The 19,085-nt window shown below is 63.3% G+C and carries 17 protein-coding genes and 1 tRNA gene; 7 read left to right on the top strand and 11 right to left on the bottom strand.

The window, feature by feature from the left end; all coding sequences use genetic code 11:
• Positions 1-18: 18 nt before the first annotated feature.
• The 5 genes from ACW73L_RS13060 (at position 19) to ACW73L_RS13040 (ending at position 4,332) form a co-directional block, all read left to right on the top strand.
• Positions 19-105: transfer RNA gene (locus tag ACW73L_RS13060), tRNA-Leu, on the top strand.
• A 104-nt stretch (positions 106-209) separates the two neighbouring features.
• Positions 210-1,853, top strand: coding sequence for a 2,3-bisphosphoglycerate-independent phosphoglycerate mutase (gene gpmI, locus ACW73L_RS13055; RefSeq protein WP_498922582.1), 1,644 nt, complete (start codon positions 210-212; stop codon positions 1,851-1,853).
• Between the two features lie 95 nt (positions 1,854-1,948).
• Complete coding sequence (locus tag ACW73L_RS13050) at positions 1,949-2,887, top strand: DnaJ C-terminal domain-containing protein (protein WP_498922581.1); 939 nt, start codon at positions 1,949-1,951, stop codon at positions 2,885-2,887.
• A 3-nt stretch (positions 2,888-2,890) separates the two neighbouring features.
• On the top strand, positions 2,891-3,217 hold the full coding sequence (locus ACW73L_RS13045; RefSeq protein WP_498922579.1) for a chaperone modulator CbpM: 327 nt from the start codon (positions 2,891-2,893) through the stop codon (positions 3,215-3,217).
• Positions 3,218-3,555: 338 nt separating this feature from the next.
• Complete coding sequence (locus tag ACW73L_RS13040) at positions 3,556-4,332, top strand: sugar phosphate nucleotidyltransferase (RefSeq protein ID WP_498922577.1); 777 nt, start codon at positions 3,556-3,558, stop codon at positions 4,330-4,332.
• Positions 4,333-4,421: 89 nt separating this feature from the next.
• On the opposite strand, the gene ACW73L_RS13035 is transcribed toward ACW73L_RS13040, so the two are convergent.
• The 11 genes from ACW73L_RS13035 to rluD all read right to left on the bottom strand — a co-directional run bounded on the left by ACW73L_RS13035 (position 4,422) and on the right by rluD (position 16,934).
• Positions 4,422-4,676, bottom strand: coding sequence for a zinc-ribbon domain-containing protein (locus tag ACW73L_RS13035; protein WP_498922576.1), 255 nt, complete (start codon positions 4,674-4,676; stop codon positions 4,422-4,424).
• Between the two features lie 255 nt (positions 4,677-4,931).
• Positions 4,932-6,029, bottom strand: a complete 1,098-nt coding sequence (gene cax / locus ACW73L_RS13030) for a calcium/proton exchanger (RefSeq protein ID WP_498922574.1) — start codon at positions 6,027-6,029, stop codon at positions 4,932-4,934.
• 263 nt (positions 6,030-6,292) lie between these two features.
• Positions 6,293-6,700 carry a hypothetical protein gene (locus tag ACW73L_RS13025; RefSeq protein ID WP_498922572.1) on the bottom strand — a complete coding sequence of 136 codons (408 nt, stop codon included), beginning with the start codon at positions 6,698-6,700 and terminating at the stop codon, positions 6,293-6,295.
• A 131-nt stretch (positions 6,701-6,831) separates the two neighbouring features.
• Positions 6,832-8,331, bottom strand: a complete 1,500-nt coding sequence (locus ACW73L_RS13020) for a phytoene desaturase family protein (RefSeq protein ID WP_498922571.1) — start codon at positions 8,329-8,331, stop codon at positions 6,832-6,834.
• A gap of 33 nt (positions 8,332-8,364) precedes the next feature.
• Positions 8,365-9,882 carry an aldehyde dehydrogenase family protein gene (locus ACW73L_RS13015; protein ID WP_498922569.1) on the bottom strand — a complete coding sequence of 506 codons (1,518 nt, stop codon included), beginning with the start codon at positions 9,880-9,882 and terminating at the stop codon, positions 8,365-8,367.
• A gap of 38 nt (positions 9,883-9,920) precedes the next feature.
• On the bottom strand, positions 9,921-11,450 hold the full coding sequence (locus tag ACW73L_RS13010; RefSeq protein ID WP_498922567.1) for a phytoene desaturase family protein: 1,530 nt from the start codon (positions 11,448-11,450) through the stop codon (positions 9,921-9,923).
• A gap of 327 nt (positions 11,451-11,777) precedes the next feature.
• The gene (locus ACW73L_RS13005; RefSeq protein ID WP_498922565.1) at positions 11,778-12,524 is read right to left on the bottom strand and encodes a DUF5765 domain-containing protein; all 747 of its coding nucleotides are present in this window, start codon (positions 12,522-12,524) and stop codon (positions 11,778-11,780) included.
• Positions 12,525-12,641: 117 nt separating this feature from the next.
• Positions 12,642-14,327: an FAD-dependent oxidoreductase gene (locus tag ACW73L_RS13000; RefSeq protein WP_498922563.1), complete on the bottom strand. Its 1,686-nt coding sequence runs from the start codon at positions 14,325-14,327 to the stop codon at positions 12,642-12,644.
• Positions 14,328-14,390: 63 nt separating this feature from the next.
• Entirely contained in the window at positions 14,391-15,221 is an 831-nt protein-coding gene (locus ACW73L_RS12995; protein WP_498922561.1) for a ZIP family metal transporter, read from the bottom strand.
• 34 nt (positions 15,222-15,255) lie between these two features.
• Entirely contained in the window at positions 15,256-15,978 is a 723-nt protein-coding gene (pgeF, locus tag ACW73L_RS12990; protein WP_498922559.1) for a peptidoglycan editing factor PgeF, read from the bottom strand.
• Positions 15,975-16,934 (bottom strand): 23S rRNA pseudouridine(1911/1915/1917) synthase RluD, encoded by a 960-nt coding sequence (gene rluD / locus ACW73L_RS12985; protein ID WP_498922558.1) that lies wholly within the window; start codon positions 16,932-16,934, stop codon positions 15,975-15,977. The genes pgeF and rluD overlap by 4 nt, the downstream gene beginning before the upstream one ends.
• Before the next feature lie 47 nt (positions 16,935-16,981).
• On the opposite strand from rluD, the gene ACW73L_RS12980 reads away from it, so the two are divergent.
• Positions 16,982-17,875 (top strand): outer membrane protein assembly factor BamD, encoded by an 894-nt coding sequence (locus ACW73L_RS12980; RefSeq protein WP_498922556.1) that lies wholly within the window; start codon positions 16,982-16,984, stop codon positions 17,873-17,875.
• Positions 17,876-18,157: 282 nt separating this feature from the next.
• Positions 18,158-19,084 carry a carbohydrate kinase family protein gene (locus ACW73L_RS12975; RefSeq protein WP_498922554.1) on the top strand — a complete coding sequence of 309 codons (927 nt, stop codon included), beginning with the start codon at positions 18,158-18,160 and terminating at the stop codon, positions 19,082-19,084.
• The last annotated feature ends 1 nt before the right edge of the window (position 19,085 follow it).

The following is a 19,085-nucleotide window of genomic DNA, read 5'->3' as shown; positions in this document are numbered from 1 at the left end:
ATACTACCGCGCTGACACGCCGGGGTGGCGAAACTGGTAGACGCGCCAGACTCAAAATCTGGTTGGGGAAACTCAGTGTCGGTTCGATTCCGACCCTCGGCACCAAATAAGAAAAAAAGGACTTGCGAGGAATCGCCGGTCCTTTTTTTTGGCCCCGCCCGCCCGGTGGCCAACATGCCCGTCACCGCAATCCCAACCCACGGTCATCCATGAAGCTAGAGAAATCATCCCGTTTCAGCCCCTGCCCCGGCCCGCTAGTCACCGTGATCCTAGACGGCGTGGGCATTTCGCCGCGTGAGGACGGGGATGCCGTCAAGTCCGCGCGCACGCCGACGCTGGACCGGCTGATGGCGACGTATCCGACGACCGCGCTGCGCGCCCACGGCACCGCTGTCGGCATGCCCAGCGACGAGGACATGGGCAACAGCGAGGTCGGCCACAACGCCTTCGGTGCCGGCCGCGTGTTCGCGCAGGGCGCCAAGCTGGTGGCCGAGTCGATCGCCAGCGGCAGCCTGTGGCACGGACAGGCCTGGGCGGACGTCATCGGCGCCGCGCAGAGCGGTGGTACGCTCCACTTCCTGGGACTGTTCTCGGACGGCAATGTCCATTCGCACATCGACCATCTGAAGGCGATGCTGGTCCGGGCCAAGGAAGAAGGCGTCAAACGGGTCCGCATCCACATCCTGCTGGACGGCCGCGACGTCGGCGAGACCTCCGCGCTGGACTATGTCGATCCGTTCGAGCTGTTTCTGGCCGGCCTGCGTGACGACGGTTTCGACGTGGCAATCGCGTCCGGCGGTGGTCGCATGCAGATCACGATGGACCGCTACGAAGCGGACTGGTCCATGGTCGCGCGCGGCTGGGCGATTCATGTACGTGGCGAGGGGCGCGCCTTTGCCAGCGCCCGTGAGGCCATCGAGACGTACCGCAACGAAGCCGCGGTAATCGACCAGGATCTGCCCGGCTTCGTGATTGCGGCCGACGGCAAGCCGCTGGGCCCTATAGTCGACGGTGACGCGGTGGTGCTTTTCAATTTCCGTGGCGACCGGGCGATCGAAATCTCGCGGGCGTTCACCGAAGAGCATCTTGCGGCCTTCGATCGCGACACCGTACCACGAGTGACCTATGCCGGCATGATGCAGTATGACGGCGACACCAAGATGCCGGCGCGCTTCCTGGTCGAGCCGCCGGCGATCGACCGCACGCTGGGCGAATATCTGGCTCGCAACGGCATCAGCCAGTATGCCATCAGCGAAACCCAGAAGTACGGCCACGTCACCTACTTCTGGAATGGCAACCGGTCCGGCAAGTTCGATGAGGCGACCGAGACCTACGTCGAGATCCCGAGCGATGTCGTGCCGTTCGAGCAGCGGCCCTGGATGAAATGTGCCGAGATCACCGACGCGCTGATCGAGGCCGTCCAGAGCAAACATTACCGCTACCTTCGCGTCAACTACGCGAACGGCGACATGGTCGGGCACACCGGCAACTTCGAGGCCGCCGTGACCGCAATGCAGGGCCTCGATCTCCAACTGGCGCGCTTGATTCCGGCCGTCCTTGCCGTGAATGGCACCGTGATCATCACCGCCGACCACGGGAATGCCGACGAGATGTACGAACTCGACAAGAAAGGGAACGTCAAGCGCGATGCCAACGGCCGCACGAAGGCCAAGACTTCGCACACGCTGAACCCGGTGCCCTTCGTGCTGATCTCGGCGGCCAGCCACCCGGGCTATGCCCTGCGCGACGATCTGGCGGCACCCGGTCTGTCGAACGTTGCCGCAACGATACTGAACCTGCTCGGTTTCGAAGCGCCGGCAGACTATGATCCGAGCCTGATCAAGCCGGTGTAGACCAGCGACTGTTTTGTCTATATCGGGAGTGTGATCCGGCGCTGCCGGCGTTATCATGGACGACATATGGAAACACCCCGCTGGCAGCTGATCCCATGAAGTACAAGGACTATTACAAGGTCATGGGCCTCGAGCGGACGGCGACGGCGGAGGACATCAAGAAAACCTACCGCAAGCTGGCTCGCAAGTACCATCCGGACGTCTCGAAGGAAGCCAACGCCGAGGAGAAATTCAAGGAAGTCGCCGAGGCCTACGAAGTTCTCAAGGACCCGGAAAAGCGAGCCGCCTACGACCAATTAGGCAGTCATCAACCCGGCCAGGATTTCCGCCCGCCCCCGGGATGGGAACAGCAGTTCAGCGAGCGCGATTTTTCGTTCGACGGCATCGACCTCTCGGATCTATTCGCGGCCTTCGGCGGAGCGCGCCCTCGCGGAGCTGCCAGCGGTGGCCGCCACCCCATCCCCGGCGAAGACTACGAGGTCAATGTCAAGATCACGCTGCAACAGGCCTGCGATGGCAGCGAGCTGGACCTGCGGCTGGAACTTCCCGAGTACGATACCCACGGCTTCGCACACCGGGTGCCACATACGGTCAAAGCCCGCATTCCAAAGGGCGCAACCGAAGGGCAGCGGCTGCGCCTCTCGGGCAAGGGCGGCAAAGGACTGAACGGCGGTCGCGCTGGCAACCTCTACCTGAACATCTCGCTGGAACCGCATCCGCTCTTCCGTGTCAGCGGCCACGATCTATACCTGGATCTTCCGCTGACTCCCTGGGAAGCCGTGCTTGGCACGACCGTCCAGGTACCCACCCTTAAAGGGGATGTGCGGCTCAAGATACCGTCCGGCACCACCGGTGGACAACGACTGCGCGTGGCCCACAGGGGTCTCCCCAAACCTCATGAAGGTGCGGGCGACCTGTTCGCGATCGTGCAAATCGCGGTACCGACGACGGTCAGCGACGACGAGCGGAAGCTGTTCGAAGCGCTGGCCGAGAAATCACAGTTCGATCCGCGCCGCCATTTCGAACGGAGGTAGGCCATGTCGGAAGGACCAGCAGATTCCCTGTGGCTGCACCACTATCGCATGTGCTCCCTGACCGAGGTCGTCGAACTCTCGGGATTGACCGAATCCGAACTGCGCGAGTGGGTCGAGGCCGGCATTCTCGATCCTGCCGACCCGCAGGTCGAACCCTGGTCGTTCCGGGCCGACTGCCTCGTAACACTGCGCACGGCCTGCCGTCTACGCCAGGATTTCGATCTGGATACGCACAGCGTCGCCCTGATGGTGACCCTGTTGGACCGAGTGCATGCGCTCGAGGCGGAGGTTCGCGAGTTGCGCGCGCAGTTACCGCAGACTCATCGCTGACCCCCGACGCTGCGGTGCGACCGATGGTTTATTCGTCTCCGCCGCGCACTTACGGGGCAGGGTGCCGAGTCGCAGGGGATGAACGATAAACCAGGAGAAAGACGACCGGGAGCCACTAAGCCAGGGGCAAGGGCCTCGATCCGGTCTTGACGGTGCGGAGGATCGATGACGAAATGCGGCGCGCCTGTTGGTTACCTGCAGAGGGTGCAGGTGCAGGCAGAGGTGCTGCGTCATCCAGGCGCGGTGGCTGTCTGCAAGGGGCTGCCGCCTTGTTATGGCGAGGGAAGGCGTGGCTCAGCCACTGCCACGGCGGGAAGTGGGATTCAGAGGAAACAACGGTGAAAGTAGTACTTTTTTGCGGCGGGCTCGGAACACGGCTTCGGGAGCATTCGGATACTATCCCCAAACCCCTGGTCAACATCGGCTACCGGCCGATCATCTGGCACCTGATGCGGTATTACGCTCACTATGGCCACAATGATTTCATCCTCTGCCTTGGCTACCGTGGCGACCTGATCCGGAAGTTCTTTCTGACCTACAACGAGTGCATGTCGAATGACTTCGTGATGTCGGAAGGAGGTAAGAAGATCGAACTGCAGTCCAGCGACATCGACGACTGGCGCATCACCTTTGTCGATACCGGGATGCATGCGAATATCGGGCAGCGCCTGTTGCGGGTCCGGAGATACCTCGAGGGCGAAGAGATGTTCCTTGCGAACTACTCCGACGGACTCTCGGATCTTCCGCTTGATCGGCACATCGCTGATTTTCAGGCACGCGGAGTCATCGCCGGATTTCTGTCGGTGCGGCCATCACAAAGTTATCACGCCATCCGGACTGACCCGCAAGGCTTCGTGACCGAACTGGAGCCGGTCAGCGAATCGGACCATTGGGTGAACGGCGGCTTTTTCTGTCTGCGTCCGCAGGTATTCGACTACATCCAGGAAGGCGAGGAACTCGTGGAAGAACCCTTCCACCGCCTGATTGCCAAGAAGCAGTTGTGGGCACCCCGTCATCAGGGGTTCTGGGCATCGATGGATACCTTGAAGGACAAGATCACCTTCGATCGTCGCGACGCCCGCGGCGATTGCCCGTGGGCGGTCTGGAACTCCTGAGCACTGGCCTGCGGCCGATGTCCCGCCCGGAATCTAGTCCGGCCGGGAAAGGCCCGATGCGAGTTCCGTCACTCGCATCGGGCCACCGCTCAGGTCATCCGCCCCATCATCAACAGCACGATTCCGGGTAGCAATACGGCCGGCCCCCACCAGTTCCCAACCACCGTAGCGATCACGCCCGCCGCCAGCAGCAGGATGCCGACGGCCTGGAACTTGCCGCCGATCCCGGCGATCAGCCGACGCCCGCCCTCGGACTGCGCTCCAGAGGCCCCGCCACATTTGGGGCATTCGACCGCCTTGTCGGATATCTCGGCCCCACATTCGGGACATGCGATCAGTGCCATAACCTTTCCCCTCCCCTTTTTTGCGGATCGAGCGCTACGCGGCGCTCGTCTCTTGGTTTTGTATTCGACGGGCGGATGGCAGATCCAGAAACAGGCCAAACCGAACGTCGTTGTCGCCGGGTGAGTTTGCCGCAGGCCGCGACTCCGCTCCGGACCGGCGGAGCGTATCATGGCGCGGCCCTTCGTTTCGAGACGAACGGAGAAAACCCGCGGACGATGCGCGGCGCCCGGACGCTCCGAACGGTTCCCGCAGGTCTAGGGGAGGAAGTAGAACGCAATCGCCAGAATCACATACACAGCGAGCAACTGGACGCCTTCCATCCAGTTCGACTCACCGTCCATGGCGATGACCAGCACGACCCACGATGACAACACCACGGCGACCGTCTCGAAAGTCGTGAAGACCAGGTCCATCGGCTGGCCGATCAAGTAGCCGGTGAAAACCAGCACCGGCGCAACGAACAGTGCGATCTGGATGCTCGACCCGATCGCGATATTGATGGCCAGGTCCATCTGGTTTTTAGCGGCCATCAGCACCGCGGTGCTGTGCTCGGCCGCGTTGCCGACGATCGCGACGAGCACCACGCCGATGAACACATCGGTCATTCCCAGCGCGCGCGCGGTGTGCTCCACGGCGCCCACCAGGAATTCGCTCATGACGGCCACGACCATCGTTGCGAGCAACAGGACGATCAGCGATTTTTTCTGGCTCCACGTTTCCATACCGAGGGCTTCGTCGCCAGCCTGAGTGGCTTCGCCGACATACAGGTGCCGATGCGTGCCCAGAGAGAAGATCAGGCTCAGGATGTAGCTGATGAACAGGACCGCCGCAATCTCCAGGCTCAGTTCGCGCTCGTGAGCCGCGGGATGACCAGCAACCACCATATGAAAGATGGCCGGCACCACCAACCCGATCGTGCTGAGCGACAGCAGCGTCACGCCGACGCTGGCAGCCGTCCGGTTGAAATACTGGGTCTGGTGCTTGAGCCCACCGACCACGACCGCCCCGCCCAACACCAGCAACGCGTTGCCGATAATTGACCCGGTGATGGAGGCCTTGACCACATCGATCAAGCCGGCCTTCAATGCCATGAAGCCGATGATCAACTCCGCCGCGTTCCCGAACGTCGCATTCAGCAGTCCGCCCAGCCCCGCACCGACATGCTCTGCCAGATGTTCGGTGGCCTTGCCCATCAAACCGGCCAAAGGGATGATCGCAAGTCCCGACATCGAAAAAATCCAGACCGGATCGGCGTGCAGGAATTCCAATACGATACTGATCGGTACAAAGATCAGCATGACCGACAGGGGCTCCACGTCCCAGGTTCCGATTCGCATTATTTTGGTACTCAAGAATGATCGTTCAGCCACCCTGGCTCTGGCCGGGCGCGGTCGGTCGCGTGCCTCTGCTCCGGGGTATCCAAGCCGCACTCCGTCGAAGGAGCGGAAAGGGTTCGACGCGCCGGCGCGGCACGACAGGCGGGCATCGCGTGGTGGGGGGAGATGGCTGCGACCGGTCACACCGTGGGGCGCCGCGAACAACGCAGGCCGGCCATGCACAGCCTGGCTGCATTATCGCCGAGCCCCGAAGCAAACGCGACGCGGTCAGCACGCCGTCATCGCGGCGGTTTGTGAAAATCCGGATTCTCCATGCGCTCGACCGCTGCGGCGACCGGTGCCAGTGAAATTACCACGCTGATCGCAGCGGCACCGAGAGCGGTCGCCAGCGCCTCGGTCCACGGCCCGCCAAACCCAGAGGGATGGGCCAGCCGATCGGCCATCAGCGTGCCCAGAAAGGAAATGAGCGCAAACGACACAATGGGGTTATAGCGTCGGAACAGCGGCGTGAAGCTGACGAGAACGGCCAAGGCACCGGCCAGCGCCCCGGTCATCAGGGCCACAGTCCAGTGCTTCAGCGTGACGGTCGAAAAGTCGCCCTGAGTCATGGCCGTGAGGCACGCAATAGTCGACTGCCCCAGATGGCGACCGAAGATCGCGACCTTGATCATGATGCTGTTCCACATGGAGGCGCTCCTTGTACCGTTAATGTGTCGCGCGCGCTACGCAGTTGCCTGCCCTGACTGATGCGGCGCTTCCTGCGATAGCGGGCTGTATCGGCTGACCACACCCACGGAGCCAGTCACTCAGCGTAAGCTTAGGTCGCCGCGATATCCGCGAGAATCTTATCCCGAACGAGCTGTCCGGACAGCGTGACCATCGGCATACCGCCGCCCGGGTTCACGCTGCCGCCGACGAAATAAAGATTCCGATATGTCCCGCTGCGCTGCGGCGCCTTGAAACCCAGATTCGTGAAGCGGTCGCTGACCACGCCGTAGATCGCGCCCTGATTGGAATAGTACTTGGCCTGAATGTCGAGCGGAGTCCAGCTCTCCTCGCAGACGATATGCCGGCGGAGATCGGTCAAGCCCATGCGCTCCAGTTTCGTCAGAACGCGCTCGCGAAATGCCAGATAATTCTGTTGCGTGAGGGGTTGGCGCTCATCGATATGCGGGATGTGCGGCAGCGCCTTGATGACTTCGCAACCGGCCGGCGCCTGCCCGGGATCGGACTTACACGGTGCCACCAGATAAATCGTCGGATCTTCGGACAACTGCCGGGTGCGGAACACGGCGTCGAAATGTGCCTTCGAGTTCCGCGAGTAGAGGAAGTTGTGGTGAGCCAGTTGCGGGTACTGCCGATCGACCCCCAGATGCAGGACCAGACCCGAGCAGGTCGGCGCGAACTTTCGCAGAGGACGCAGCGCCGCCTCGTCGGCCTTGAGCAAGCGCCGCAACGCCGGAATGACCTCCATATTCGAAACGACGATGTCGGCCGGGAGTCGCTCCCCGGCCGCGGTCAGCACCGCACTTACTCGACTGCCATCCCGCTGCACCTCGACGATTTCGGTGTTCAGCTGGACCTTGACACCCAGTTCCCGCGCCAGCCGCTCCAGGCCGACCGCCAGGTTGTACATGCCCCCGTTCACGTACCAGAGGCCGTAACCGAACTGGATATGCGGCAACAGGTTCATCAGGGCCGGAGAGCGGTAAGGCGATGAGCCGACATACTTGATGAAATAGTTCAGCGTGTCGACGAGCTTCTCGTTGGTGACGAACCGTCGGACGCCCTGGTCCATCGAACGGAACACATCGAAACCCAGCAGACTCCGCACCGGGCCATACCACTTCAGGAGTTCCCAGAATGAATCGAGGCCCTTCGCGAAATAGCCCTCTTCGGTGATCGCACAGAGCTTGCGCGAATACTCCAGGAAACGGTAGAAACCGGCCGCATCCTCCGGCGCGACGCGGGCCAGCTCGGCGTCCATCGCGGCGCGGTCAGGCGTCAGGTCGAATACCGTCCCGTCCTCGAAGAAATTGCGCCAATGCGGCATCACCGGGGACAGGCTCACGTAATCGGACATCTTCCGTCCGGCCCGCGTGAACAAGGCCTCGAAGATGTGGGGCATGGTCAGGATCGACGGCCCCAGATCGAATGTGAACCCCTCCTTGCGCAGCACGTTCAGCTTGCCGCCCAGCTTGTCGTTCTTTTCGACGATCGTGACGGCAAAGCCCTCGGTCGCCAGCGATATCGCCGCCGACAACCCGCCGAGCCCGCCCCCGATCACCACCACCTGTTTGCCATCGCTTGCTGACATGAGACTCCTGTTGCGCAGACACCGGCGAGGCGGCTAACCGCCCTTGTTCAACTTCTGCCGGAGATTGAATGTGAAGAACTCGCGAAAGCTCTTGAGCGCCGACCAGTTGCGCACGAAACGCCGCGGCAGGCTACCCTCACCGAACACGAAGTCCATGAAGCCGCGGAGATCGCGGTAGCGCTCCGCCGAGTACGGAAACCAGTTCGGCTCGCGCGGCATGCGCCCGGTGTTGACGAGCACGGAGACCGGCTGCGTAAAGCTGAGCAAACCCTCGGCACCGTGCGAACGTCCGAAGCCGCTGTGCCGAACGCCGCCGAAGGGCAAGCCCGGGTGCCCCGCGTTCTTGATGACGTCGTTGACGGCGCAGCCCCCGACCGCGAGGCGGGAGGCGAGGCGCCGTCCCTTGGCGAGATCGGTCGTCCAGACGCTGCCGTTGAGGCCGAACGGCGTGTCGTTCGCGAGACGAACAGCCTCATCTTCGTCGTCGAACGGCATGACCGCCAACAGCGGCCCGAAGGTCTCCTCGCGCATCACCTGCATCGAATGGTCGACATCCCACAGCACCACCGGATGGACGAAATCACCCTCCCGCTGCCAGGGTCCGGAGGCCTGTGCGCCTCTCGCCAAGGCATCGCGATAGTGCGCTTCGACGATCTCGATCTGCCGGGGCGAGGTCATCCGACCGAGGTCGCTGTCGCCGTCAGTCCCGACGCGCAATGCCCGCGTCGCGGCAACCACGTCCTGCACAAAACGCGGATAGATCGGCCTCTCGACATAGAGACGCTCGACCGCGATGCACATCTGGCCGCTGTTCGCGAAGGCGCCGTAGACCGCCGCGCGCACGGCACGTTCCCAGGGCGCATCGGCACAGACGATCATCGCATCCTTGCCCCCCAACTCCAGGATTACCGGCTTGCCATTGCGGGCCGCCAGCGCCATGACCGCGCGCCCCGCCTCCCCGCCACCCGTGAAGAAGATCAGATCAGGGCCGGCGGCAACCAGGGCCTGCCCGGCTGCGCCATCGCCCTCGAGTACCGTCAAGGCCCCACCAATCTCCGGCACCTGCCGCAACAGGTCGGCAATCAGCGCCGCAACCGACCCGCATAGTTCGGAGGGCTTCAGACACACGGTATTGCCTGCCAGCAGCGCCGTCGCCGCGGGAATCAGCGACAACTGAAAGGGAAAGTTCCACGGCGAAATCACGGCGACCGCACCGAACGGCCGCCGCTCTACGTACGCGCTGGCAAAGGGATAGGCGAGCGCCGAGGTCGGCACGGACTGAGTTCGAAGCAGCCGAGCGGCTTCCTTCTCGTAGTACCGCAGCATTTCGAGCGTCGGGTAGATTTCCCCGAGCAGGGCCTCCGTCGGCACCTTGCCGGTATCGCGGCAGACGATCTGGACGATCTCGTCACTCCGCTGCTGGATGACGCGGCGCAAGGTGGCCAGGGCTGCCGCGCGAGCAGCAACGGACCGGGATGACCAATCCGGAAAGGCCGCGCGCGCCGCGACGAGGCACTCCTGAGCGCGCCGCGCGGGATCGTTAACAGCCACGACGGAGTCCGGCGTCCAGCGGCGTGCTCATGCCGGGGTCAAGCGCCCGCCTCGTCCAGCAACGGAGCCGGCTGCGGATATGGAATGCCGAACTGGCGGCAGATCAGGTTCGAGGAAAGCTGCGCGGACACGTAGATCGTCGGCAGGCCACTCCCGGGGTGCGTGCCACCGCCCACGAGATAGCAGTTATCCAGTTCCTCGAACTTGTTGCGCGGCCGCAGGTAGAGCAGTTGGGAAAACTTGTGGGACAGGTTGAAGGTCGCGCCCTGATAGATGTTCTGGGCACCTTCCCAATCACCGGGGCTGATCATCCGTTCCACCTCGATCTGGTCGCGGAGATCCGCAAAGCCGGTCCGCTGAATGACCGTGTCGAGCAGGCGATCGCGGAAAGCGGACTTCTCCGCCTGCCAGTCGATCCCACTGCTATTGTTCGGAACCGGCGCCAGGATATACAGCGTCGACTTGCCCGAAGGCGCCAGCGTCGGGTCGGTGACCGAAGCATTCTGGACGTAGATGGACATGTCGTCGGACAGCTTCTTGTCGCGAAATATGTCCCTGATGTTCGTCTGATAATCCCCGGCGAACAGGACGTTGTGGTGCTGCAGCGGGTAATGCTTCTTGACGCCAAGGTAAAGCATGAAGGTGGAGCACGAAAATTCGCGCTTTTCGAGTTTGTCCGGGCGGTATTTCTTCAACACGCCCGGCGGTACCAGACGTGACATCGCGTAGCCGAAATCCGCATTGACGACGACCGAGTCGGCAGCAATCCGCTCGCCGTCCTCCAACACGACGCCCTTGACCCGGCGTCCGTCGAGGTCCAGCGAGCGCACCGCGGTATTCGTCAGGATGGCGCCGCCATTCTCCCGGACCACAGTGGCCATGGCCTCGGAGATCCGGTTGAGCCCACCCATGACATGATGGATGCCGTAACGGTGTTCCACGAAGGGCAGCATCGTGAACAACGCGGGGCATTCCCACGGCGACATGCCGAGGTATTTCGACTGGAACGAAAACGCGAGGCGCAGTTTCTCATCGCCGAAATACCGTCCCAGGTTCTTGAAAACACTGTTCGGCAGGGCCAGGTAGGGCACCGCGCGCAGCAGGTCCCACGACAGGAAGCGCCTGAAACTGGTGTAGTCGCGCTGGATACAAGGGTAGAGCCGTTTGAAGCGTTGCTCCTCCTGCGCCAGGAAGGCATCGAGACCGGCATCGCCCTCCGGGAAAACCCGCCGCAGTTCGCGCCGCATCGCTTCGCGATCCGACGACACCAGCAACTCGCGGTCGTCGTATTGCAGGCGGTACATCGGGTCCAGCTGAACCGTCTCCAGATAGTCTTCGATCCGTCGGCCGGCTTCCCGGAACATAGCATCCAGCACGAACTTCATCATCAGAAAGGTCGGCCCGGTATCGAAGGTGTAGCCGTCGACATGGATCGGGCGGTTGCGCCCACCGACGGCGGATTCCTTTTCGACCACGGTGACATTGAAGCCACGCTGCGACAGGATCATTCCCGCGCACAAGCCTCCGGGACCCGCCCCGACGATGACGATATCTTTGGTCTTCGACATGATGAAAAAGTGAGGTAGCTAGAACGAGCAGTGGCTAGCGGCGTCGTGCCCTACATTCAGCCCGCCGATACAAATGGCATTCGGGTAACCCCCGCCGTAAGCGCGGCGGAAAATCACAGTTCCAGAGGATTGCAGGAAAGGGGAAATCGCTTCGCACCCGGGGTCATCGCGCGTTATGCCGGGTAGGTGCTGCCGCAGCGATGGCACGGCAGCCTTCCGACAAGTCCAAATTCTGAGAACGCTGTCGATGCTCCGACAATCCGTCCGAGGTTTTGTTTCCGCAGGCGCGCCCGCCCGGACCAAACGTATGGCCCGGGCGGGCAGCGGCTAGACTGCATAGGCCTTGCGGTAGTAGGGCCACGTTTCCACATGCAGATACCGCCGTATCGGAGATTTGATCACCGACACGCACAGCGCGATCGAGAACAGGCACCAAACCGCCGCGTATTCGTTCGGATCGCGGGTCAGGATGTCCGAGATCAGCGGCCCCACGAGATAATGGAATCCCACGAAGCGCCAGGAACCGTAGAGGATCGGCATCCAGAACGCCGTCACGATGTACGTCACGCCGTGCAACCCATAGCGGAAACCGATCGCATTTTCGGGCGAGTCAGATAGGAGGCCGTTCAGCGGCAACTGCCACGCGATGTGCCAATCTCCCGACACCGAGCAGGCCTGAGTGCCGCAGAAGCCCTCCCAGCCAACGATGCAGTTACCCGCCCAGGCCATCGGATACATCTTGACAAGCATGGCGAGGGCGCCGACCGCGCAGATCGAGTAGACGACGGTGCTGATGCGCTGTTTGACCTCCTGCGGAATGAAATACATCGCCACCATGTTCACGAAGAAGGGTTGGAAAGCGATGTGGATATAGCCGAACAAGGTCAGTATCTGGTTCGGAGGCGCATCGCACTGATCGATGTAGACGTATGTTGCGGCCTGCAGCAATTCCATGCAGGCGAAGTACGTCAGCGGGATCCACAGTTCCTTGGACTCGCCCTTGTACGCGACATAGGTCGCGGTTCCGAAGCCGATCGTGGCGAGGACCGCCGACGCTTCTCCACTCCAACACATACCGTTTCCTCCCGAGAATGCTTGAATCTAGGTATTCGTGATTATTTCTGACGCAGACGGGCGCCGGGCAAGGATAACATCCGGCCTCCCGCCCTTGCCGAACGCCGCCGGCGGTGATCAACCGACATCGAACGTCCGATAAGTCTTCATGCCTCCGGACAGGATCTTCACCTGCAGGCCGGACTGCATCAGCGCCCGCAACCCGAAGTAGGCACGCTGCCCGACCCCGCAGACCAGCCAGCACTCCCGATCGTGCGGCAGTTCCGCAAGGCGCTCACGCAACTCCTCCAGCGGCAGGTTTACGGCCCCCGGCACGTGTTCCTGCGCAAATTCATCGCGGCTGCGAACGTCGACCACCAGGGCTGAGGTGCCCGGCAGATCCTCCCAGCGCGCAAGCGGCAGATCGCCCCGAACGTGGTTGGCGGCGATCATGCCGGCGATGTTGACGGGGTCCTTGGCTCCGCCGTACTGAGGCGCGTAGCACAACTCGGCCTCTTCGAGATCGAACACGGTACCGCCCATCTGCAGAGCCATGGCGATCACATCGATGCGCCGGGCGACATCGGCTTCGCCGACGGCCTGAGCACCCAACAACCGGCCGTCGGTCGGCGCGAACAACAGTTTCAGGTGAATGGGCTTGGCGTCCGGAAAATACGAGGCGTGATTGCCGGGGTGCAGGTAGACCTTCTGGTAATCGGTCTGCCCGGCAGCCAGCAAGGCTTTCTCGGTCGCGCCGGTCGCAGCCACCGTGAGACCGAACGCACCGCAAACGGCTGTGCCTTGAATGCCGCGAAAACGCATCGGCGAGCGCTTCAGGCAGTCAGGATCGCCGAGCCCTCGCAGTACCGAAGATGCCGCGATGCGTCCCTGCCGGTTCGCCGGCCCCGCCAGCGGTACCGGCTGGTTGACCCCGGTGACGATGTCCGGACTGCCGACGACGTCCCCCACCGCCCAGATGTGCGCATCGCTGGTCTGCATGAACTCGTCGACGACGATCTCGCCCCGCTCGCCGAGCCGCAGCCCCGCCTCGGCGGCCAGCGTCGACGCCGGCCGGACACCGATGCCCAGGATGGCCAGATCGGTCGCAATGGCCTGGCCCGCCGATGTTTCGACCCGCAGCCCACCGCCCGGCGCTTCCTCAAAGGCGCTGACGCTTTGTCCCAACAGCAGCCGCACCCCTTGCTGCTCAAGGCGCTCCGCCACGTACACCGCCATCTCGGCGTCGAGCACCGGCAAGATCTGCGGTGCCAGCTCGACGAGCGTCACCTGAAGCCCGCGATGAACGAGATTCTCTGCCATCTCGAGGCCGATCATCCCGCCGCCCACCACGACCGCGCGCTGTGCGCTCTCGACCGCGGCACGGATCTTCCGGCTGTCGGGGATGGTTCTGAGCACATGAACCCCGGGCAGGTCGATACCGGGCAGTGGCGGCCGAATCGCCTGAGCTCCGGTCGACAGAACCAGTGCATCGTAAGCCTCTTCGCGCCGGGCACCGGTGCGCAGATCCCGCACCTCGATCACGCGGCGCAGCGGATCGACATGCGTCACCTCATGCTCGAGATGCACATCGATGTTGAAGCGGTCCCGGAACAGCTCGGGCGTCGCGATCAGCAGCTTTTCCTCGGCCTTGATCACGTTGCCCACATAATACGGTAGGCCGCAGTTCGCGAAGGAAACGTAAGGCCCCTTGTCGTAGATGACGATCTCGCACCGCTCGCAAAGCCGCCGCGCACGGGTCGCGCATGACGCGCCTCCGGCCACTCCGCCGACGATCAGGATACGCTTCCTCGTTGAGCTTGCCATGACTTCTCCGTGAACTCCCGTTGACTGGCGCCGCAAAGTCGCTGGGACCAACGCCGGCTGCACCTAATGCGGCAGCGCGATCGCGGCAGCGGGACCCGGGTGCGCCGAGCCGCCATCCCGTTCGAGATCGTGCACCAGCGACTGCGCCGTCAGAATGAGGGCCACGCCGGCTGCGATGAACACGATCTGCTGCACGGTCTCAATACCGCGCGTCTTGCGGTGCAGCGAGGGTATCAGGTCCGCCACTGCGACGTAGATGAAACTCGACGCGGCGATGGCCAGGAAGTACGGCAGGCTGTCGTGCATCGATTCGAGGCCAAGATACGCCAGCACCCCGCCCACCACTGCGCCGAGGCTGGACAGCAGGTTGTACATGAAGGCCCTGGCGGGCGGATAGCCGCTTTGCAGCAGGATTGCAAAGTCACCGACCTCCTGTGGTATCTCGTGGGCCGCCACGGCCAGACTGGTCACGACGCCGAGTTGGATGTCGACGAGGAAGGCCGCGCCGATCAGGACGCCATCCACCAGATTGTGGATGCCGTCCCCGAGCACGATCAAGGTACCGGCCGGCTGATGGAAGTGCGCTTCCGAATGCACGTGGCACTCGCTGGCGTGACAATGACGCCAGATCAGGAGTTTCTCCAGCAGGAAAAAGCCCATCAACCCGGCCAGCACCGTCGCGAACAGCCCGCCCACGCGCTCCGGTCCCACCCTCTCGACTGCATCGGGCAATAGGTCCAGCAGGGCCACGGTCAGCAAGGCACCGAGCGCGAAACTGACGCCATGCGGGACGATGTCGGGATGACGGTGATGGGGGATCAGGAGCAGCATCGATGCCGCCGCAACGCTCAGCACCCCGCCCAGCAGCGTAAAGGCCACGATCCAGATCAGCATCCCGCCACCGCCCCGCATGCGGGAGTGCGCTGCCCTACACGCGCCATATCAGCGTTGCCATACGCCCCGTGATGCCATCCCGCCGGAACGAAAAGAAGCGGTCCGGATCGCTGTAGGTGCAGTGCCCGCCGCCGTAGCAATCGTCAACGCCGACGGTGTGCAGCTGCCGGCGGGCGATCGCGTAGATGTCGGCCAACCACTTGCCGTCACCAACGGCACGGAAAGCGCCAGCCAGCTCCGCATCGCCGGCAAGAAAAGTGTCGCGCACCTCGTCGCCGACCTCGAAGGCCTCCGGCCCGATGGCCGGTCCGAGCCACGCGATCAGGCGGCGCGTCCCCATTGCAGTGACGGTCGTTTCCAGGATGCCGGCCGCCAGACTTCGCCATCCGCCATGAACCGCCGCGACACAGCGTCCGTCCAAGGAACAAAGCAGTACCGGGAGGCAATCGGCCGTCATGACCGCACAGACCGGCCCAACGGCCGAGGTAAATGACCCGTCCGCCTCCGACCCTGTGCCGCCTTCCGCATCGACCACGCGGGAACCGTGCACCTGCCGGAGCCAGACCGGCTCCGAGGGCAAGGACAGTGCCTCACGCACCCGCTGCCGATTGCGCTGCACGACGTCGACGGCGTCACCGACGTGATCACCCAGATTGAGTCCCGCGTAGGGGCCCTGGCTGAACCCGCTGGTCCGCAGCAGGCTGGCGGCCCTCACGCCCGGCGGCACCGGCCATTCCGGTGTCAGCCAGAAGCTCATGCCCCCTCCCTCAATGCCGCCAGTAGGCTACGAAAATCCGCTGGCATCGGAGCGCACCATTCAAGCGACTCGCCGCTGGTGGGGTGCTGCAATCCAAGGCGTTCGGCATGCAGGGCCTGACGCCGGAAGCCGCGAAGCGCAATCGAAACCGCCTCGCTTGCGCCGGCCGGCAAGCGCAGCCGGCCGTAGACCGGATCGCCGACGAGTGGATGATGCAGATGGCTCATGTGGACGCGGATCTGGTGGGTGCGGCCGGTCTCCAGACTGACCCGCAACAAGGTGTGTTGGGACAAACGTTCTTCAACCCGAAAATGCGTGACGGAGGGTTTACCCGCATGGTGTACGGCAAAACGCTTGCGGTCGACCGGATGACGGCCGATGGGCTGATCCACGGTCCCGCCCGCGATGACCTCTCCCTGCACCAGGGCCAGGTATTGCCGCCGCGCTGTCCTGGCCTGGAGCTGCTCCACCAGCGACTTGTGCGCCGTCAGCGAGCGCGCAATCATCAGCAGTCCGCTGGTGTCCTTGTCGAGTCGATGCACGATACCGCAGCGCGGAAGCTTCGCCAATTCGGGCATCGCGTGCAGCAGTGCGTTCAACAGCGTGCCGCGATTATGGCCGGCGGCCGGATGGACGACGAGTCCGGCCGGCTTGTCGATAATGATCAGATCGGCATCCTGATGGACGATACGCAGAGGGAGATCTTCGGCGACATCGCCCACGGTCTCCTCGAGGTCTGTCCTGAGGGCCACGACTTCGCCACCGACGATGCGCTGCCGCGGCGCCACCTGGGCGCCGTTCAGCAGAGCACACCCGTTGCGGATCCAGCTCTGGAGCCGGCTGCGGGAGTACGCGGGAAACAGCTCGGTCAATGCCTGATCGAAACGCATGCCGGCCAGACGATCCGGGATCGCTACGACCTGGTCTGCCCCTGGCGGCGCTGAAGCATCAGTCATGATTGTCGGTATAATCCCGAATCCCGGTCCAGAACGACTTTTCCCGCATGGTTTCCTCGCGTTCACGATCCAGGATCGCCGACTATCTGAGGCGCCTGGGTGTTTTGCTGCTGTTCGCTTCACTGTCCGCGTGCTCGGTCACCAAGGACTTCTCGTCCCTGATGAATATGTTCTCGGGTGACGATGATGAGGCGGCGCAAGACGAATTCTCGGCCTACACGGAAGAGCAGTTCGCCGAGGAGGCAAAAATCGCCCTCGACGAAGAGAGGTGGACCAAGGCCATCCAATTATACGAGAAACTGGAAGCGCGTTACCCATTCGGTCCGTATACCACACAAGCACAGATCAACATCGCCTACGCCTACTACAAAAACAATGAGCCCGACTCCGCGCTCGCCGCTGTCGACCGCTTCATCAAGCTGAACCCGGCGCATCCGAATGTCGACTATGCGTACTACCTGAAAGGCCTGATCAACTACAACCGTGGCCTGACCTTCGTCGATCGCTTCGTTCCGACCGATCCGTCCCAGCGCGACCCAGGTGCCGCGCGACTCGCCTTCCGCGACTTCGAGGAACTGGTCAACAAGTTTCCCAACAGCCGGTATGCGGAAGACTCGCGGAAGCGCATCACCGCATTGCGCAACAATCTCGCGATGTATGAGTTGCATGTGGCCGAATACTACATGCGCCGCGGCGCCTATCTTGCCGCATCGCGCCGCGGCGCGGAAATCCTGCGCAACTACCAGCGCACGCCGGCAGTGCCTGAAGCGCTCCAGATCATGGAAGCGGCCTACCGGAAGCTGGAGATGGACGATCTGGCCGACGACATCAGCCGAGTCTACGCCTTCAACTACGCCAACGGCGTCCCGACCGAGGCCGAGGGTCTCGAATACGAACCCGCGCTCGCCGAACGTGTGATGCGGACACTGGGCTTCGAATGAAGCCCGGGCGGTGTCCGTGCGACAGGCCGCGGGCACCGCACCCGGCGTCGCAATACCTGCCACTGCCCGCGATGGCGTTGTCCCCCGCGCGGCCTCGGCAAGCCTGAAGGAATAGAAAGCGGGTCATGGCCATCGACATTCTGCTGACCGCCCTCGTGACCTCAATCTCACCGATGCGATCCTCTATGCGCAGATCGAGCAGGACCGATACCGACGCATCTTCGCCGGCTTTCTCGGTCTGTCCGGCGTGCTGCATCGGCCGATCCCTGAGCTGACCCTGCCGTGAACGACGTCTTCCCTGCCCCCACAGCCATCGACGTCCTCTGCGTCGGGCACGCCTCGTTCGATCTGGTACTCACCGTGCCGCACCATCCGGATGCGGACGAAAAGCTCTTTGCGGATAGCCTGCTTGGCTGCGGCGGTGGGCCGGCCGCGAACGCTGCTGTCACGGCGGCCCGCCTGGGTTCACGCGCGGCCTTCGCCGGCTATCTCGGACAAGATCTTTACGGCTCCACGCATCTCGAGGAACTGCAGCACGCTCGTGTGGACACGCGGCTGGTGGTGCGCGGCAGCAGCCCGACACCGCTCTCGGTGGTTCTCGTGAAGCCGGACGGGCGCCGTGCCCTAGTCAACTACAAGGGCGGAACGGAGGCTCTCCGGGCTGATGCGATCGACTTCTCGCCTCTGGCACCCAGGGTCGTGCTGTTCGACGGCCACGAGCCCGACATCTCGACCCCACTGGCCACCGATATCCGGCGCGCCGGCGCGGCCATCACCGTGCTCGATGCCGGGTCGCTACATCGGGGAACGCAGGCGTTAATGGGACACGTCGACCACCTGGTCTGCTCCGAAAAATTCGCGGCGCAGTGGTTGCAGAAGGACGACCCCGCAGAGGCGCTCGGCCGGCTCGCGCAGGTCGCACCGGCGGTGGTCATCACGCTGGGGGAACGCGGCTTGATCTGGCGCATCGGCGGGGAGCAAGGTACGCTGAACGCGTTTGTGATACACGCGGTTGACACGACCGGTGCGGGCGATGCCTTCCACGGGGCATTCGCCGCCGGCCTGGCAGCGGGGCTCCCGTGGACAGAGTTGCTGCGCCTGGCCAGTGCCGCCGGCGCGCTGTGCTGTGAGCGCCTCGGTGCCCGGCCGGCGATACCGACTCAGGCCGAGGTGTCCGCGCTGCTGTCCCGCGGCACCGCTATCGGCTAGC

This window comes from Methylolobus aquaticus (genome assembly GCF_054172105.1).
Note: the sequence above shows the minus strand (reverse complement) of the source record. Positions and strands in the feature narration are given on the sequence as shown.

Bases quoted from the DNA above. Each gene is read 5' to 3' on its own strand.
- gpmI (WP_498922582.1), top strand. From the start codon at position 210: ATGAAGCTAGAGAAATCATCCCGTTTCAGCCCCTGCCCCGGCCCGCTA.
- ACW73L_RS13050 (WP_498922581.1), top strand. From the start codon at position 1,949: ATGAAGTACAAGGACTATTACAAGGTCATGGGCCTCGAGCGGACGGCG.
- ACW73L_RS13045 (WP_498922579.1), top strand. From the start codon at position 2,891: ATGTCGGAAGGACCAGCAGATTCCCTGTGGCTGCACCACTATCGCATG.
- ACW73L_RS13035 (WP_498922576.1), bottom strand. From the start codon at position 4,676: ATGGCACTGATCGCATGTCCCGAATGTGGGGCCGAGATATCCGACAAG.
- ACW73L_RS13025 (WP_498922572.1), bottom strand. From the start codon at position 6,700: ATGTGGAACAGCATCATGATCAAGGTCGCGATCTTCGGTCGCCATCTG.
- ACW73L_RS13020 (WP_498922571.1), bottom strand. From the start codon at position 8,331: ATGTCAGCAAGCGATGGCAAACAGGTGGTGGTGATCGGGGGCGGGCTC.
- ACW73L_RS13010 (WP_498922567.1), bottom strand. From the start codon at position 11,450: ATGTCGAAGACCAAAGATATCGTCATCGTCGGGGCGGGTCCCGGAGGC.
- ACW73L_RS13005 (WP_498922565.1), bottom strand. From the start codon at position 12,524: ATGTGTTGGAGTGGAGAAGCGTCGGCGGTCCTCGCCACGATCGGCTTC.
- ACW73L_RS13000 (WP_498922563.1), bottom strand. From the start codon at position 14,327: ATGGCAAGCTCAACGAGGAAGCGTATCCTGATCGTCGGCGGAGTGGCC.
- ACW73L_RS12995 (WP_498922561.1), bottom strand. From the start codon at position 15,221: ATGCTGATCTGGATCGTGGCCTTTACGCTGCTGGGCGGGGTGCTGAGC.
- pgeF (WP_498922559.1), bottom strand. From the start codon at position 15,978: ATGAGCTTCTGGCTGACACCGGAATGGCCGGTGCCGCCGGGCGTGAGG.
- rluD (WP_498922558.1), bottom strand. From the start codon at position 16,934: ATGACTGATGCTTCAGCGCCGCCAGGGGCAGACCAGGTCGTAGCGATC.
- ACW73L_RS12980 (WP_498922556.1), top strand. From the start codon at position 16,982: ATGGTTTCCTCGCGTTCACGATCCAGGATCGCCGACTATCTGAGGCGC.